Origin of the sequence: Micromonospora sp. C28ISP2-4 (assembly GCF_030519385.1) — a bacterium.
GTDB lineage: Bacteria > Actinomycetota > Actinomycetes > Mycobacteriales > Micromonosporaceae > Micromonospora > Micromonospora tulbaghiae.
The window spans coordinates 576,387-592,358 of sequence record NZ_JAUMKG010000001.1 but is presented as its reverse complement, the minus strand read 5'-3'; the positions used below and the strand labels follow the sequence as shown (position 1 = coordinate 592,358).

The 15,972-nt window shown below is 72.7% G+C and carries 15 protein-coding genes; 2 read left to right on the top strand and 13 right to left on the bottom strand.

Annotated features, from left to right (window positions below; genetic code table 11):
* Positions 1-6: 6 nt before the first annotated feature.
* From Q3W68_RS02790 to Q3W68_RS02765, 6 genes are all read right to left on the bottom strand, one after another.
* The gene (locus Q3W68_RS02790; protein WP_302903945.1) at positions 7-861 is read right to left on the bottom strand and encodes an ABC transporter permease; all 855 of its coding nucleotides are present in this window, start codon (positions 859-861) and stop codon (positions 7-9) included.
* The gene (locus Q3W68_RS02785; protein WP_302903944.1) at positions 858-1,871 is read right to left on the bottom strand and encodes an ATP-binding cassette domain-containing protein; all 1,014 of its coding nucleotides are present in this window, start codon (positions 1,869-1,871) and stop codon (positions 858-860) included. Before Q3W68_RS02785 ends, Q3W68_RS02790 begins: the two co-directional genes overlap by 4 nt.
* A gap of 334 nt (positions 1,872-2,205) precedes the next feature.
* Positions 2,206-3,189, bottom strand: a complete 984-nt coding sequence (locus Q3W68_RS02780) for an aldo/keto reductase (protein WP_302903943.1) — start codon at positions 3,187-3,189, stop codon at positions 2,206-2,208.
* Between the two features lie 111 nt (positions 3,190-3,300).
* Positions 3,301-4,155: an aldo/keto reductase gene (locus Q3W68_RS02775; RefSeq protein ID WP_302903942.1), complete on the bottom strand. Its 855-nt coding sequence runs from the start codon at positions 4,153-4,155 to the stop codon at positions 3,301-3,303.
* Positions 4,156-4,272: 117 nt separating this feature from the next.
* The gene (locus Q3W68_RS02770; RefSeq protein ID WP_302903941.1) at positions 4,273-5,442 is read right to left on the bottom strand and encodes an endonuclease; all 1,170 of its coding nucleotides are present in this window, start codon (positions 5,440-5,442) and stop codon (positions 4,273-4,275) included.
* A gap of 40 nt (positions 5,443-5,482) precedes the next feature.
* A complete protein-coding gene (locus tag Q3W68_RS02765; RefSeq protein ID WP_302903940.1) occupies positions 5,483-6,460 on the bottom strand; it encodes a LysR substrate-binding domain-containing protein in 978 nt (325 codons plus the stop codon).
* A 38-nt stretch (positions 6,461-6,498) separates the two neighbouring features.
* Here Q3W68_RS02765 and Q3W68_RS02760 point away from each other — a divergent pair, with 38 nt between their 5' ends.
* The gene (locus tag Q3W68_RS02760) at positions 6,499-7,380 is read left to right on the top strand and encodes a serine hydrolase (protein WP_302903939.1); all 882 of its coding nucleotides are present in this window, start codon (positions 6,499-6,501) and stop codon (positions 7,378-7,380) included.
* Between the two features lie 140 nt (positions 7,381-7,520).
* Positions 7,521-8,516 carry an MBL fold metallo-hydrolase gene (locus Q3W68_RS02755; protein ID WP_302903938.1) on the top strand — a complete coding sequence of 332 codons (996 nt, stop codon included), beginning with the start codon at positions 7,521-7,523 and terminating at the stop codon, positions 8,514-8,516.
* A gap of 9 nt (positions 8,517-8,525) precedes the next feature.
* On the opposite strand, the gene Q3W68_RS02750 is transcribed toward Q3W68_RS02755, so the two are convergent.
* From Q3W68_RS02750 to Q3W68_RS02720, 7 genes are all read right to left on the bottom strand, one after another.
* On the bottom strand, positions 8,526-9,281 hold the full coding sequence (locus Q3W68_RS02750; protein ID WP_302904939.1) for an FkbM family methyltransferase: 756 nt from the start codon (positions 9,279-9,281) through the stop codon (positions 8,526-8,528).
* Between the two features lie 13 nt (positions 9,282-9,294).
* Complete coding sequence (locus Q3W68_RS02745; protein ID WP_302903937.1) at positions 9,295-11,010, bottom strand: sulfatase; 1,716 nt, start codon at positions 11,008-11,010, stop codon at positions 9,295-9,297.
* Positions 11,007-11,822: a CDP-alcohol phosphatidyltransferase family protein gene (locus Q3W68_RS02740; protein WP_302903936.1), complete on the bottom strand. Its 816-nt coding sequence runs from the start codon at positions 11,820-11,822 to the stop codon at positions 11,007-11,009. The genes Q3W68_RS02745 and Q3W68_RS02740 overlap by 4 nt, the downstream gene beginning before the upstream one ends.
* Positions 11,823-11,957: 135 nt before the next feature.
* Positions 11,958-13,379, bottom strand: coding sequence for an amino acid permease (locus Q3W68_RS02735; RefSeq protein ID WP_302903935.1), 1,422 nt, complete (start codon positions 13,377-13,379; stop codon positions 11,958-11,960).
* Between the two features lie 119 nt (positions 13,380-13,498).
* Entirely contained in the window at positions 13,499-14,203 is a 705-nt protein-coding gene (locus Q3W68_RS02730; protein WP_302903934.1) for a hypothetical protein, read from the bottom strand.
* 2 nt (positions 14,204-14,205) lie between these two features.
* Positions 14,206-14,991 (bottom strand): ABC transporter permease, encoded by a 786-nt coding sequence (locus tag Q3W68_RS02725; protein WP_302903933.1) that lies wholly within the window; start codon positions 14,989-14,991, stop codon positions 14,206-14,208.
* The gene (locus tag Q3W68_RS02720) at positions 14,988-15,887 is read right to left on the bottom strand and encodes an ABC transporter ATP-binding protein (protein ID WP_302903932.1); all 900 of its coding nucleotides are present in this window, start codon (positions 15,885-15,887) and stop codon (positions 14,988-14,990) included. Before Q3W68_RS02720 ends, Q3W68_RS02725 begins: the two co-directional genes overlap by 4 nt.
* Positions 15,888-15,972: the final 85 nt, after the last annotated feature.

The following is a 15,972-nucleotide window of genomic DNA, read 5'->3' as shown; positions in this document are numbered from 1 at the left end:
GTCACGTCAGCGGCGGTTGTAGCGGTACATCGTCAGCGTGCCGAACACGACCACGAACAGGGCGCTCCAGAGCAGCATCCACATGGTGCTCGGGCCGTCCATCGAGCCGGCCATCGCCGCGCGGACCGAGGTGACGAGCTGGGTGATCGGGTTGACCTTGACGAACGCCTGCAGCCAGCCGGGCATGGTGGACGGGTCGACGAACACGTTGCTCAGGAACGTCAGCGGGAACAGCACCATCATGCTGGTCCCCATCACCGACTTCTCGCTGCGCAGCACCAGGCCGAAGAAGGTCCACACCCAGGAGAACGCGAACGAGAAGACCACCAGCAACCCGATCCCGGCCAGCACCCCGAGCAGCCCGCCGTCGGGACGGAAGCCGAGCACCACGCCCACGGTGAGGATGACCACGGCAGCCAGGACGTAGCGCAGCACGTCGCCGAAGATCATCCCGACGAGCGCCGCCGGCCGCCAGACCGGCAGCGTACGGATCCGGTCGAAGACGCCCTTCTCGATGTCGCTGTTCAACCCGACCCCGGTGTACATGGTGATCATCACGACGCTCGTGACCATGATGCCGGGCAGGAAGAACTGGAGGTACGCACGCGGGCTGTCGGCGAGCGCGCCACCGAACAGGTACGTGAACATCAGCACCATGATGATCGGGAACGCGGTCACGTCGAACAGCTGCTCCGGCACATGCTTGATCCTCAGCAGCGCGCGCCAGCCGAACGTCAGCGACGCCGACAGCGCGCTGGGCCGGGCCGGCCGCTCGGCCGGGGCGAGCACTGTGGCCAGCGCCTCGGCGGACGGCATGTAGACGGACGGCGTCCGCCCGGTGGTGATCGCGGTGTCGCTCATCGCGCCGCCTCCAGTTCGTCGTCCCGCTCGTCCGCCGGGACGGCCGGGTGGTCGGTCAGAGCCAGGAAGACCTCGTCCAGGCTGGGCTGGCCGAGGGAGAAGTCGTCCACCACGATGCCGGCGGCGGCCAGCTCGCCGAGCGCCCGCGCCGCCTGCGTACCGGCCTCCAGGTCGGTGCCGTGCTCGCCGACCCGGGCGGTCAGCGCCGCCGGATCCGCGGCGAGCTGCACCGGTACGCCGAGCGACGCCCGCAACAGCTGCTCGGCCTGCGGCCGCTGGCCCGGATCACGCAGCCGGATGTGTACGCTGCCCGCGCCGATCGACGCCTTCAGTTCGCCCGGGGTGCCCTCCGCGATCACCCGGCCGTGGTCGACCACAGCGATCCGGCCGGCGAGCTGGTCCGCCTCGTCCAGGTACTGCGTGGTCAGCAGCACAGTCGTGCCGTACGCCACCACCGCCCGCACGATCGCCCACACCTGGTTGCGGCTGCGCGGGTCCAGCCCGGTGGTCGGCTCGTCGAGGAACAGCAGATCCGGGGTGTTGAGGATGCTCGCGGCGATGTCGATGCGCCGCCGCATCCCGCCGGAGTACTTCTTCACCTGCCGTCCCGCCGCCTCGGTCAGCCCGAACGCGGCGAGCAACTGCTCGGCCCGCTCCCGGGCGCCCGCCCGGCCCAGCCCGAGCAGCCGGCCCAGCAGGACCAGGTTCTCCGCCCCGGTCAGGTCCTCGTCCAGCGATGCGTACTGGCCGGTCAGGCTCACCCGGGAGCGCACCGCGTCGGCGTCGCGCACCACGTCGTGCCCGAAGACCCGGGCCGTGCCGCCGTCCGGGCGTAACAGCGTCGCCAGCACCCGTACGGCTGTGGTCTTCCCGGCGCCGTTCGGGCCCAGCACGCCGTAGACGGTGCCGGCGGGAACCCGCAGGTCCAGCCCGTCGAGGGCCCGGGTCGAACCGAAGGACCGGACCAGGCCCTCGGCCTCGACGGCCAGGCCGGTGTTCCGGTTGCTCATGAATCGCTACCTCTCCTCGTCGGTGTCCTCGACAGGCGGCGTGCCGCCAGACCGATCGCCTGTTTCAACGAGGCCGGAAAGCCGTAGTCGTGCCGGCCTCGCCCGGAAGGCGCCAGACGGCCTGCCAGATCCGATCTGGCGGTGGCGATTCCCGGCCGGCAGCGGCCGGTACGGGAGGAAGGCGGGTCATGAGCGTCCCCGCTGCGGCCCGGGTGACGCGGACGCCTCTCTGGCATTGAAGCCGACAGCGGTCCGTCGTGTCCATCGTCCGAAGAGTGATCCCGGTTGATCGGCCCGGGCCGGGTGGCGTGTCGGCCACCCGGCCCGGCGCCGGTCAGCGTGCCGAATCCAGCCGGGTCCGCTGCTCGGCGGTCAGCTCCAGGTCGACAGCGGCCAGGCTCTCCTCCAGCTGCGCCACCGAGGAGAAACCGACCAACGGGATCGACGGCTGGTCCCCGCCCATCAGCCAGGCCAGCACCACCTGGTTCACCGTGGCTCCGGTCTCGGCGGCCACCGCCCGCAGCGCCGTCAGCCGGGCCGGGGTGGCGGGCAGCACGTACTCCTCGCCGAGCCGCTCCGGCCTGACGTACGCGCCCTTCAGCAGCGGCGAGTACGCGACCAGCGTGAGCTGCGGCTCCGTACGCAGGTAGCTGAGCAGGTCGGGGCCGACCCAGCCGACGTCGCCGTCCGGGTCCAGCTCGCTCGGCACGTCCAGGCGCCGGGGCAGGTAGCTGCGGTGGTACTGGAGCACCTCGTACCCGGGCAGGCCGGCCGCTGCGGCGAGCGCGCGGGCCCGCTCGACCCGCCAGGCGCGGTGGTTGCTGGCGCCCAGCAACCCGACGGTGCCCTCGGCGACCAGCTCGGCGAAGCCCTCCACGGTCTCCCGCATCGGGATCGTCCGGTCCTCGATGTGGGCGTAGAGCAGGTCGATCCGCTCGACGCCGAGCCGCTCCCGGCTGCGCTCGGCGGACTCGCGGATCACCTTGGCCGACAGCCCTTCCGGGTTGTCGACATAGCTGGTGCCCGGCGCGAGCGGCCGGGCACCCAGCTTCGTGGCGATGACCACCTCGCCGCCGATCCCGCGGCTGCGCCGCCAGCGGCCGAGCAGCTCCTCGCTCTCGCCACCCTGGCCCCCGTTGTGCCAGAAGGCGTAGTTGTCCGAGGTGTCGATGAAGGTGCCGCCCGCCTCGACGTACCGGTCGAGGATGGCGAACGAGGTGGCCTCGTCGGTGGCGGTGCCGAACAGCATCGCGCCCAGACTGAGCACACTGACCTCGCGGCGGGTGGCCGGGTCCGTGCCGATGGTGCGGTAGCGCATGTCTTCCTCCCCGTCGGAGCTTTGCCGGTCACCCTGCCTCTTCGAGTGCGCGCGAAGTCAACAAGCGGAAGGGCCCCGGGTCTCCCCGGGGCCCCTCCGACGTGTAACTGCTCAGCTCGGGATGCAGTCGAACTCGTCCGGGTTCGGTCCCGTCCGGCCGGCCTCACCCCGGTCCAGCGCGGTGAGCCGATCCATTGCGGCGTCGTCGAGCGTAAAGTCGAAGATCGCGAAGTTCTCCTCGATCCGCTTCGGCGTGGTCGACTTCGGGAAGACGATGTCGCCGCGCTGCACGTGCCAGCGCAGCACCACCTGGGCCGGGGTCCGGCCGGCCTGCTCGGCCACGTCGACGACTGTCGGGTCGTCGAGCACCTTGCCCTGCGCGATCGGCGACCACGCCTCGGTGAGGATGCCGTGCGCCTTGTCGTACGCGCGCACCTCCTCGTTGCCGAGGTAGGGGTGCGCCTCGATCTGGTTGACCGCCGGCACCACGTCCGTCTCGGCGGCCAGCCGCTCCAGGTGCGCGACCTGGAAGTTGGACACGCCGATCGACCGCACGGTGCCCTCGCGCTGCAGGTCTTCGAGCACCTTCCAGGTGGAGACGAAGTCGCCGTCGTACCGGGTGGGCAGCGGCCAGTGGATCAGGAACAGGTCGAGGTAGTCGAACTTCAGCTCCCGCAGCGTCTGCTCGAACGCCTTGCGCGCGTCGTCCGGGCGGTGGAAGCCGTTGTTCAGCTTGCTGGTGACGAAGACCTCGCCGCGGTCCAGCCCGGAGGCGCGCAGCGCCTGACCCACCTCGGCCTCGTTGCCGTACATCTGGGCGGTGTCGATGTGCCGGTAGCCGACCTCGAGCGCGGTGCCGACCGCGCGCACGGTGTCCTTCGGCTCGATCTGGAAGACGCCGAAGCCGAGCTGCGGAATGGTGTTGCCGTCATTGAGTGCGATGTCCGGAATGCCGTTCTGGGCCATGAGAGCCTCATCTCCGATCGTGCGGTGCCCGGGGGCGCGTCCGTGCCGACTGCCCCCGGCCGTGCCAACCGGATGTCTCTACCCGCTCGCCACGCTTCGGAACATCGGGGACGAGCGTCAACCCCAGATCGAGCGCGCCCACTCGGGGTGGTCGACGAACGGGTTGCGGTTGCCCTGCCAGCGCTCGTAGATGCGCTGGTTGCGGCGCTTCTCGAAGGTGTCCGGCGGATCCTGGTCGTTCCAGGCCAGCAGCTTCGACAGCCGCCCGAGCCGGGGCGCGGAGCCGTTCGACACCGAGTCGTCCGGTTCCAGGTCCGGCCAGCCGTCGTCGCCCTCGTACCGGATCGCCATGTAGAGGATCATGCGGGCCACGTCGCCCTTCACCGCGTCGCGTGGCTCGAACGAGTCGGAGTCGGTGTAGCAGCCGGGCGCCTCGGCCACCGCGCCGCCGCCCGCGTCGAAGTCCTTGTTTCCGCGCGACGAGTTGACCGAGACGTCCTCCGGCCGCAGGTGGTGCACGTCGGTGCCGGGGCCGGTGGCGGTGCCGAAGTCGCCGTGCGACTTGGCCCAGACGTGCTCCCGGTTCCAGTCGTTCCCGCCGCCGCCGTTGCTGGTCTTGCTCTGCGAGCGTCCGCTGTAGAGCAGGATCACGTTGGCCGGATTGGCCGGATCCTGGTCGGTGTCCTTGAGCGCGTCCCACACCTGGTCGTAGCTGAGTTTCGTCTGCACCCTGATGATGCCGTGCAGCGCGGTGCGCAGCGCCGGCCCGGTCCTGCCCGCCGCACCCGCGTAGTAGGCGTCGGGTGTGCCGGTCGGGGCAGGAGTCGGGGTGGGGCTGGGCGTGGCGCCCCCGCCGAGGCTCATCGCTGTCGGGTTCTTCAGCCCGCCGTGGCTGAAGTACGCGGTGAGGGCGCCGGTAACGGTCACCTGCCGCCCTCGCAGCGACGGGTTGGTGAGCAGCCCGAAGGTGCTCCGCCAGGCGGCCGTCACCTGCACGTAGAGCATCCGGCTCGTGCCGGTCTCGCCCGCCTGGTCGGCGAGGGCGATCGCGGTGTCAGCGGTGAAGCCGGAGGTGAGCACCGTGTTGGTGGCGGTGGGCTGGCCGATGACGTAACCGGTGACGGTGGCCGTCCGGCCGTCCTGGGCGGAGAGCGCCTGCGCTACGGTCAGGGGCGTCGCGGCCGACGCGGCGCCGGTCACGCCGAGCGGGATTCCGACCGCGACGGCGAGCACGACCGCCGCGATCAACCGCCCGGGTCGCGAGCGGATGACGCGCTTCATATTCATGATCAGCGATGCTAGTCGGATCGCGGTGAACTGCGGGAGGTCACCGGGCCGACTTTTCGTCCCGGCCGGCCTCGAACAGCACCGGCCACGGCCGGGCCGCCGGGGCGAGGAGCGCCGCCCCACCCGGTTCGTCGGGCGCGGCCAGCGTCTCGGTGGCGAGGTGGCCGAACATCGGCGCGGCCGGGTGCGCCGCCCGGATCGGCCAGGCCGCGGAGATCCGCCGGACCAGCGGCGTGCCGGTGATCGGCCGCCAGGCGATACGTGGTTCCCGGCGGGCCAGCGCGGCGGGCTCGACGGCGACCGCGCCGCCGGCGAGGAGCAGACCGAACAGGAACTCCGGGTTGCGTGCCGAACGGACCCGGGCCGGGACGAAACCGTGCTGCCGGCACACGGTCAGCAGATGCTCGTGCCAGCCGGGAGCGGTGGCCGGTGGCGCGGTGACCAGATCCATGCCGGCCAGATCGGCGAGCGCGATCTCCCGCGGCCGGGCCAGCGGCGAGGCCCGGGGCAGCAGCACACCCACCGGTACGTCCACCGGCTCGCCGAAGCGCAGCCCGGCCCCGTCGACCGGATGGTGCAGCAGGCCGACGTCCAGCCGCCCGTCGGCAAGCATCCGGTGCTGCTCGGCGCTCGTCAGTTCGTGCAGGTCGAGGGCGAGCCCGGGGGCGCGGGCCGCGAGCGCGTCGAGCAGCGCGCGCAACGTCACGGCCGGGGTCTCCGGGGGTACGCCGGCGCGCAGCACCCCGAGCGCGCCCCGGCGAACCCGCTCGGCGAGGTGACGCAGCCGGCGTTCACCGGCCAGCAGATCGTCGGCCTCGCCGAGCAGCAACTGGCCGGCGGTGGTGAGGCCGACCTGGCGCTGCGACCTGTCGAACAGGGTGACGCCCAGCTCCCGCTCCAACCGCTGGATCGACTGGCTCAGCGGTGGCTGCGCCATGCCCAGCGTCTCGGCGGCCCGGCCGAAGTGCAGTTCCCGGGCGACCACCACGAAATGCCGCAGGTGTCGCAGCAGATCCATCCGGGCACCCTAGCGTCGCCGCTGGTTACCGTGTCGGCGTGGATGTGGCGGAACGGGTCGGGGAGATCTTCGGGCGGGCCGGGTTGCGGGGTTGCCTGCACGTCGTGGACGTGGACGACCCGGTCGGCGGTGAGGTGGCGCTGCGCGCCGACGAGCAGATCGTCATCGCCTCCATCTTCAAGATCATGGTGGTGCTGGAGTTCGCCCGGCAGGCAGCCGCCGGCCAGCTCGACCCGACCGAACGGGTGCTTGTCGGCGCCGCCGACCGGCTCGGCGGCTGGGGTGTGGCCGGCTGCGCCGACGACGTCGAGATCTCCCTGCGTGACCTCGCGTACCTGGCCATGTCGGTGAGTGACAACACGGCGGCCGACCTGCTCCTGCGCCGGGTCGGCGCGGACGTGCTGCCGATGCTGGCCGCGGAGCTGGACCTGCCGCGCACCCGGATCGTCGGCGGCCCCCGGCAACTCGTCGAGACGATGCTCTCCGATGTGGGCGCGCGCACCGAGGCGGACTTCGCGCGGATCTTCCCCACCCTGTCGCCCGAACGGGTCCGCGCGATGCGGGTCTTCGACCCCGAGCACACCAGCTCAAGCACCGCCCGGGAGCTGACCCGGCTGCTCCGTCTGGTGTGGCGGGACGAGGCCGGCCCGGCGCCCGCGTGCGCCATGGTCCGGGAGCTGATGGCACGGCAGCTCTTCTGGACCCGGCTGGCCGCCGGCTTCCCACCCGGGGTCCGGGTCGCCGGGAAGACCGGCACCCTGCCGGGGCTGCACCTCGAAGCCGGCGTCGCGGAGTACCCCGACGGTCGCAGGTATGCGATCGCGGTGGCGGTACGAACCGAACGTCTGGCCGCCCGCCGGATCGACGTGGACCTGGCGATGGGGGAGGCGGCCCGGACGGCTGTCGAGTCACTGCGCTGATCCAGGCCGGACATCGTCCCTGGCCTGCGGTGATATCGATTCGGATATCGGTCGTTGCGCCCGTCGATCTTGGACATCGGCGGCCGTTGGGTGGTGGGCTGGGCCTATCGATCACCGATCCCGAACGGGGAGGACGACACATGCCCGAGAACCGGCCGTCCGGCTACGCCCGCCGTCGGCTTCTACGCGACGCCGCGGTCGGCGCCGCCGCCGTCTCCACCGCCGGACTCGTCGCCGCCGCCCCGGCCCGCGCCGCCGGCCCTGTCACCGCACCGAGCCGCGCCGTCGGCGGTACGCGACGTGGCGGCGCGGTGAGCTTCCGCTGGTGGGGGACCTCCGGCTGGCGGATCGACATCGGGGACCGGACGGTGCTCGTCGACCCGTACCTGAGCCGGTACGACACCGGGCTGTTCCGGAAGGCGTTCAACCCCGACACGCCTCTGACCGTGGCCGCCGACGTGGTGGACCGGCTCGCCGACCGGGCCGAGAACATCCTCGTCACCCACACCCACTGGGACCACTTCAACGACGTGCCGCACATCGCCGCCCGGACCGGCGCCCGGGTCTTCGGCACGCTCACCGCGTATCACCTCGGCCTGGCGTACGGGCTGCCCAGCGGTCAACTGGCCCCGGTCAAGGGCGGGGAGGTGCTCGACTTCGACGGGTACGCCGTGGAGGTGGTCGCCTCGCTGCACAGCCGGAACGCCACCTGGTCGATGGCCTTCCCCGGGGTACGGGTCGCCCGGCCGCCCCGTCCGGAGACGATCGCCGACCTGCCCGAGGGCGACACGCTGGCGTACCAGATCCGGATCGACGGCGGGCCGTCCGTGTTCTTCATGGGCGCCAGCGACTTCGACGAGCGCAACCTGAGCGGACTCGCCCCGGACGTCGCGATGGTGGCGTCCGCCTCCACCACGGCGACCGCCGACTACGTGCCCCGGCTGATGGCCGCGCTGGACCGTCCGAAGGTCGTGGTGCCGGTGCACTGGGACAACTTCGAGACGCCGCTCACCAACCCGCCGGCGGTCGCCGCGAACGACCGGGAACGCCTCGACGCCCTCGTCGCCGAGGTGCGCCGGGTCTCGCCGCGCAGCCGCGTGCTGGTGCCGGAGTACCACACCGCGTACCGGTTCTGACGGCGTCGCTCAGGAGGCCGCCAGCCGGGCGTAGACGTCGCCGGAGCGACCGGCCGGGCGGTACGTCTCCAGCAGGCGTACCAGCTCGGCCGCGTCCAGCCACCTGTCGCTCGCGAACCGCATGGTCTCCACCGGCGAGTAGTTGTAGCGGTAGCCGCCCGCCGTCGCGCCCAGCCGTTCCACCAGTTCCAACGCGGCCAGCGCGGCGTCGTGCGCGGGCGGCAGGTACTCGAAGGACAGCCCGCGTACCGGACGGCTGAGCCCGGCCAGCACGTCGACCTCGAAGCCCTCGACGTCGACCTTGCAGAACGCCGGTACGCCGTGCCGCTCGATCAGGTCGTCCAGCGTCACCACCGGCACCTCGACCGACCGGTCCCAGCGGACCCCGGCGAAGCTCGGATCGGCGGTGACCGACTCGATCCACGACGACGACATGGTGGACACCGTGGGCGTCGCCGACGACAGCTCCAGCCGCGCGCTCCCGGCCCGGGAACCGACGGCTGTCGGCTCGATGATCACGTCGGCGTCCCGCCCGAAGCCCAGGCGCAGCACGCGCAGGCAGTCCGGCTGCGGCTCCACAGCGACCACCCGCGCGCCCAGCCGCCGCCAGGTGCGTACCCGGCCGCCCACGTGGGCGCCGACGTCGAAGCCGAGGTCGCCGGGGGAGAGGAACTGCCCGTAGAGCTGCCGGGCGCGCCGGTGCTTGGCCGGCTGACCGTGGTAGACGGCCAGGGAACGGGTGATCCCCCAGGCCCGAGCGAGCATCGTCACGGCATCCCTAACTGTGAGTGGTGGACTTCGGTCCGAACGCGTTCAGGAACCGGTCGCGGAACGACTCCATCGGCCAGACCGGGGCCTGCGGGCCGGGGTTGAGACCGTCCTGCCAGCCCCACCCGGCGATGCGGTCGAGCACCGCCGGGTCCTTCGCGACGACTGTGATCGGCACGTCCTTGCCGGCGCCCTCGCCGGTGACCGCCCGGGCCGGCTGGTGGTCGCCGAGGAACACGAGCACCAGGTTCTCGTCGCCGTACCGTTGGACGTAGGAGATGAGCGTCCGCAGCGAGTACACGACGGCACGCCGGTACGCCTCCCGGGTGCCCTCCTGGGCGCGGTCGGCACGCGCGGTCCCCTTGTAGACCGAGCCGTCGCCGACGTCGTCCCAGTCGACGAGCGGCGGTACCGGCGTCCACGGCACGTGGCTGGACAGCAGCGGGATCTCGGCCATCACCGGGGCGTGCCCGGGTCCGCGCTCGCGGCGCTGGAACGTCGACAGCGTGTACTGGTCCGGCGGTGAGGAGAAGCTGAACAGCGGCCCCCGGTAGCCGAGTTCCTTCATGCCGTACACCTGGTCGGGGGAGAAGAAGTCGGCCTCCGGCCAGGCGCGGGTGAGCGCCGGCATGACCAGCGTGGTGCGCCATCCGGCGCGCTTGAACGCGCCGTTGAGGGTCAGGTGGTCGCTGCGGACCAGGTTGGTGTAGCGCAGCTGGTTGTCCGCCCGGATGCCGCTCATCAGCGTGGCGTGCGCGAGCCAGCTCCCGCCGCCGGTGGTGGACGAGGTGAGGAACGCGCTGCGGCTGCCGTATCCGGCCGCGCGCAACTGCCGGGTGCCCTCGTCCAGGACGGCGTCCACCTCGGGCGCCAGGTCCGGATCCTCCAGCGCGACCCGTCCGTAGCTCTCCACGAACGTGAACAGCACGTCCTTGCCGCGCAACGCGGTCAGCAACTGTTCGCCCGGCACGTCCTGGAACGGGTCGCCGGCGAGCTGCGTGTTCAGCGTCTCCTGGTCGTTGAGGCCCGCCCGCACCTGCCGGGCCCGGTCGTGGAGACCGGCCGCCACCGTGTCGGCGGCGACCGGGACGCCCGGCACGATCTGCGCGCCGAGCACGGCGCAGACCACCCAGGCGGCGGCGAACGCGGTGGTCGCGCGCGCGGTCACCCGCCGGTGGCCGGCCACGACCCGGGTCAGCCGCCGCACCGACAGCGCCACCAGCAGCGGTACGGCGAGGACCGCGACCACTGCCAGCGCCACCGCGCCCACCTCGGCGGCGCGACCGTACGACTCGGACAGGAACTCCGCGCCCGCGCCGAGGAACGTCCAGTCGGCGATCAGGTCGAAGGGGCGGTCCAGGACCAGCGAGAACCCGAGGTCGGTGACCTTGAGGACGAGGACCAGGCCGAGCAGCGCGCCGAGGACCGTGGCCACCACCCGGCGTGGACGTGCCGGCAGGACCAGCAGCAGGGCGACGGCGATCAGCCCTTCCACCGGGATGCGCAGGAACGCGCCCGGGCTGAACTCGTTGACGTCGCTCGGCGCGACGAGTGCCACCAGCACGAGCGCGGCGGCCAGCGCGGTGACCGTAGCGGCGAGCAACCGTCGGGTGCGCCGCCGCCCCGGCACCGGCGCGTCGTCGGTCGTGGTGCCGGTCTCGTTGTCGTCGGTCGTCGTGGCGTCCGGGGCGTCGTCGCCGTCCGCCCGGCGGGACTCGTCGGTCACCGGTGCCGACCGCCGACCTCGGCGGGCCGGCGCGCGATCCGCACGGCCGGCGTCCACTCGGTCCGGTGGCCGGCCGGCGCGGGGGAGACCGGCGCGGCCGGGAGCGCGCGCGGCGCCGTCCGTACGCGGTGCAGCCACAGCCAGCCGACGTCACGGCCGAACGACTCGACCAGCATCGCGAGCGCGCCGAGAAGCACCGCGACGGCGAGCGGCCGGGGCAGGACGCCCGCCGCCACCACCGCCAGCGCCATGCCCTGCGTGGCGGCGACCACCTTGCGCCAGTAGCGCGGCGGCAGCGAGCCGCGCATCCACGGCAGCACCCACCCGGCGGCGACGAAGACGTACCGCATCGCGCCGATCACCAGCACCCAGGCGCCCACCTGGTCGGCGACGTACCCGCAGAGGACCAGGACGAGGAAGGAGTCGACCTCCATGTCGAACCGGGCGCCCAGCGCGCTCACCGTGCCGGTACGGCGGGCCACCTGCCCGTCGACCCAGTCGAGTGACAGCGCCACCGCGCTCAGCGCGACAAGGACCGGCACCACGATCGGCTCGCGGAACGAGTCGACGGTCAACGCGGCCACGCCACCGGTGAGCGTCGCCCGGGTGAGCGTCACCCAGTCCGCCGGCCCGAGCCGGTCCGCACCCGAGCGGCGCAGCCCGTATCCGAGCGCCGCCACCGTCACCACCCCGAAGAGCAGACCGGCCAGCCAGCCGTACGCGCTCAGGCCGACCGTGCCGGCCAGGGCCGCGAGTACGCCGACCTGGAGAATCGCCCCCGCGAATGGATCAGTTCGAAGTGCGGACACCATGCCTCCGAGGTAGACGTCACGAACCACACCTGTGTACGGAGAACATGCCCGAACAGTTCGTTCTGATACCGGAAACGCACCAGCGATGTGGCTCGTCACGCCGGCCGGGGGCGTGGCCGGCGTGACAGCGGGCGGTCAGCGGGCCGGGCCGGCTGTGTCCTCGTCGCGCCGGGCCAGTGCGGAACGGCGGTAGCCGTACAACGCGTAGACGATCGCGCCGAGCAGGAACCAGGCGCCGAACCGCAGCCACGTCACCGGGTCGAGGAACGTGATCAGCCAGATCGAGAAGACCACGCCGATCGCCGGCACCACGGGCATGCCGGGCAGCCGGAACGTACGCGGCGCGTCCGGGCGGCGGTAGCGCAGCACGATCACCGCCACGCACACCACCACGAACGCCAGCAGGATGCCGATGTTGGTCAGCTCGGCGGCCTGCCGGATCGGCAGGAAACCGGCGATCAGCGCCGAGCCGACGCCGACGATCCAGGTGACCCGGGTGGGCACCCGGCGTACCGGGTGGACCTTGGCGAACCAGCCGGGCAGCAGTCCGTCCCGGCTCATCGAGAACCACACCCGGGTCACGCCGAGCATGAACGTGAACATCACGGTGAGGATGCCGATGATCGCCCCGACCGCGATCACACTGGCCAGCCCGGAGAGCCCGACCGAGGCGAACGCGGAGGAGAAGCCGCTCTCCGGGTCGATGTCCCGGTAGTTCTGCATGCCGGTGAGCACCAGCGTGGCCAGCACGTACAGCACCATCGAGACGACCAGCGACCAGATGATCGCCTTGGGCATGTGCCGCCGGGCGTCCCGGGACTCCTCGGCGGCGGTGCTCATCGCGTCGTACCCGAAGACCGCGAAGAAGACGGTGGCCGCACCGGTGATCGCGCCGCCGACGCCGAACGGGAAGAACGGCGAGTAGTTGGCGGTCTTCACGTGGAAGAAGCCGACCACGATCACCAGCAGCACGACCGCGACCTTGAGGCCCACCACGAACGTCTCGAACCGCGCGGCAGCCCTGATGCCCCGGGTCAGCAGGAACGCGATGAGCAGGCAGAGCACCACAGCGAACAGGTCCACGCGGTGCCCGTCGCCGGTGCCGGGCGCGCCGAGCATCCACGCCGGCAGGTCCGCGCCCAGCTCGTTGACGAGGAAGCCGAAGTAGCCGGAGATGCCGATCGCGACGACGGCGACGATCGCCGTGTACTCCAGCAGCAGGTCCCAGCCGATGAACCAGCCGACCGCCTCGCCCAGTACCGCGTACCCGTAGGTGTAGGCCGACCCGGCCTTCGGGATCATGCCGGCGAACTCCGCGTACGACAGCGCGGCGGCGGCGCTGGCCAGACCGGCGATCAGGAACGACACCAGCACGGCCGGGCCGGCGGTCTCGTTGGCCACCGCCCCGGCCAGCGCGAAGATGCCCGCGCCGATGATGCCGCCGACGCCGATTGCGGTGAGCTGCCACAACCCGAGTTCGCGGGAGAGGCCCTCGTCGGTCTCGTCGGCGATCTGCTCGACCGGCTTACGCCGGAAGATGCCCTGTCCCACAGCCATGCCGGCCCCTCCCCGTCGCCCGCGTCGTACCGCCCCGGGCCACCGCGTCCGACGAGCCGTGGCCCCGCCATGGACGAACGTAAATCCTCAACGCGAAGATCGCAGCACGGCGGCGGCGTTCACCCCGGGGGCGGGCCGGCGACCAGCCGCCAGTACTGCCGCTTGCCCTCGTCGCGGACCACGACGCCGAGCCGGGCCAGCTCCCCGTGCAGCTCCCGGGTCTCGGCGCCGTGGCCGCCGTCGAGCGCCCGCTGCCGGGCGCGCAGCAGGGCGTCCGCGCCGGGCGGCAGGCCGGGCAGGCCCTCCACCCACCGCCGGTACGCGTCGCGGTGCGGGTCCTGGCCGGTCCACGGCCAGCCCTGCCTGGTGAACGCCGCCCGCAACCGGTCGGTGTCCAGGTCGGACTTCTCCCGGGCCAGCTCGCCGCCGGCGGTGTCGAGCAGCACCAGCGCCTTGCCGTCGACGAACACCCCGGCCACGTCGGCGCGGGCCACGTCCCGGCCGTGCCCGTCGCGGTGCAGCCGCACCGACCGGTGGCCGACCGTGACGGTCAGCCGCTCGCGGACCGCCACCACCGCCAGGAGCAGGCCGCCGAGCACGCCCACTCCGATCCCGATCGGGTACGACCGCTCGTCCGGCCACCGGGCGAGCAACTCGAACAGGCCCTGGAACGGGAACCACGCCAGCCCGGCGATCCAGCCGGACAGCGCGGTCAGCCCGGCGGCCAGCCCCGCCCCGAACAGTGGGAATCCGGCCCAGAACAGCACCAGCTCGCCGCGTCCGCCGTCGACCACGACGTCCTCGCCGGGTTGCCAGGCGGCCACGGTCAGGACACCTCCCGGCGCATGGTGCGGGCCAGGCCGGCGGCCAGCGGCAGGAGCACCCAGACGGCCAGCGAGACGCCGAGCCGGCCCCACTGCCCGGCGGTCATCTCGGGGCCGAGCAGCGGCTCCATGGTGAGCGAGGTGTCCAGCCAGCGGGCCGGCTCACGCAGCGCCGAGATCATCGCTGACAGCAGGCTCCACACGGTGGGCAGCAGCAGGTAGGTGACGATCGCCAGCGGCGTGTTCAGCAGCAGCAGGCCGAAACCGGCCCCCATCAGCACGTTCACCACCTGGAACACGGCCGCGTGGGGAAGCAGCTGCCAGTCGAACGTCCAGGCGCCCGCCCCGCCGGTGGCACCTGCGGCGAGCGTGCCGGCGGCGGCGACGGCGAGGCTGACGAGCACCGAGGCGAGTGCGGCGAGCACCACCGCGGCGAGCTTGGCGACGATGATCCGCTCCCGGCGGGGCACCAGCGCGAACGTGGTGAGCGCGCTGCGCTGCGACCACTCGCTGGTGATGGAGAGGATGCCGAGCACCGGGAGCAGCAGCCCGACCGGCAGCAGCGACGGCAGGAAGAAGGCGGTGAACGTCTGCTCCGGCGCGTCGAGGACGAACAGTTGCACCACCACGATCACGGCCGCGATCAGGCCGATCGTGATGAGCAGCCAGCGTCCGGCCCGGGTGTCGGCGAGCTTGCGCAGCTCCACAGCGGTCAGCCGGGCCGGCGTCGGTCCGGCGACGGCGGCCACGGGTCGCGGCGGTGCGAGTGTGCGGGTGGCGGTGGTCATCGGACGGCCTCCTTGGTCGACGCGCCGGCGGTGAGGGTGAGGAAGAGCTGTTCCAGGCCACCGCTGCCGGCGGGGCGCAGCTCGGTGAGGACCAGTCCGGCGTCCGCCGCGGCCTGGCCGACCTCGCCCGGCTCGGCCCGGACGACGAAGCCGCCGTCGGTGCCGGCGGTGGACGGCAGCGCGGCCCGCTCCAGCGTCAGGCGCAGGGCGTGCGCGTCGCGCGCCCGGACGAGCGTGCCGGCACCTGCGAGCAGCTCGTCCTTGCCGCCCTGGGCGACCACCCGGCCGCCGCCGATCACCACCAGCCGGTCGGCCACCGCCTCCACCTCGCGCAGCAGGTGCGAGGAGAGCAGCACCGTGCCGCCCCGGTCGGCGAAGTCGCGCAGCAGGCCGCGCATCCAGAAGATCCCCTCCGGGTCGAGGCCGTTGGCCGGCTCGTCCAGGATCAGGACCCGGGGGTCGCCCAGCAGCGCCAGCGCCAGGCCGAGCCGCTGCCGCATGCCCAGGGAGTACGCGCCGACGCGGCGCCGGGCGGCGGTGTCGTTCAGCCCGACCTGGTCGAGTGCCGCCGCCACCCGCCCCCGGTCGACGCCCATGGTGCGGGCGGCGAGCGTGAGCGTCTCCCGCCCGGTGCGGCCGGAGTGCTGGGCCGAGGCGTCGAGCAGCACGCCGATCTCCCGTCCCGGATTGGGCAGGTGCCGGTAGGGGCGGCCGCCGACCGTGGCGCCGCCCGAGGTGGGCGGCGTCATCCCGCAGATCATCCGCATCGTGGTGGACTTCCCGGCGCCGTTCGGCCCGAGGAAACCGGTCACCGAGCCCGGTTCGCACCGGAACGTGACGTCCTCGACGGCGGTGTGCGGCCCGTACCGCTTGGTGAGCTGGTCGACTTCGATCATGCCGTCGAGCCTGCCGGGGCCACCCGGTCACGCGCTGCGGCCGGCGGTCGGCGCCGCCGTCGACCTCGGTTCACCGCAGGGGTCG

Bases quoted from the DNA above. Each gene is read 5' to 3' on its own strand.
- Q3W68_RS02765 (WP_302903940.1), bottom strand. From the start codon at position 6,460: ATGGATCTGCTGCGACACCTGCGGCATTTCGTGGTGGTCGCCCGGGAA.
- Q3W68_RS02750 (WP_302904939.1), bottom strand. From the start codon at position 9,281: ATGCTCGCTCGGGCCTGGGGGATCACCCGTTCCCTGGCCGTCTACCAC.
- Q3W68_RS02790 (WP_302903945.1), bottom strand. From the start codon at position 861: ATGAGCGACACCGCGATCACCACCGGGCGGACGCCGTCCGTCTACATG.
- Q3W68_RS02725 (WP_302903933.1), bottom strand. From the start codon at position 14,991: ATGACCACCGCCACCCGCACACTCGCACCGCCGCGACCCGTGGCCGCC.
- Q3W68_RS02770 (WP_302903941.1), bottom strand. From the start codon at position 5,442: ATGAATATGAAGCGCGTCATCCGCTCGCGACCCGGGCGGTTGATCGCG.
- Q3W68_RS02780 (WP_302903943.1), bottom strand. From the start codon at position 3,189: ATGCGCTACCGCACCATCGGCACGGACCCGGCCACCCGCCGCGAGGTC.
- Q3W68_RS02775 (WP_302903942.1), bottom strand. From the start codon at position 4,155: ATGGCCCAGAACGGCATTCCGGACATCGCACTCAATGACGGCAACACC.
- Q3W68_RS02785 (WP_302903944.1), bottom strand. From the start codon at position 1,871: ATGAGCAACCGGAACACCGGCCTGGCCGTCGAGGCCGAGGGCCTGGTC.
- Q3W68_RS02755 (WP_302903938.1), top strand. From the start codon at position 7,521: ATGCCCGAGAACCGGCCGTCCGGCTACGCCCGCCGTCGGCTTCTACGC.
- Q3W68_RS02720 (WP_302903932.1), bottom strand. From the start codon at position 15,887: ATGATCGAAGTCGACCAGCTCACCAAGCGGTACGGGCCGCACACCGCC.
- Q3W68_RS02735 (WP_302903935.1), bottom strand. From the start codon at position 13,379: ATGGCTGTGGGACAGGGCATCTTCCGGCGTAAGCCGGTCGAGCAGATC.
- Q3W68_RS02740 (WP_302903936.1), bottom strand. From the start codon at position 11,822: ATGGTGTCCGCACTTCGAACTGATCCATTCGCGGGGGCGATTCTCCAG.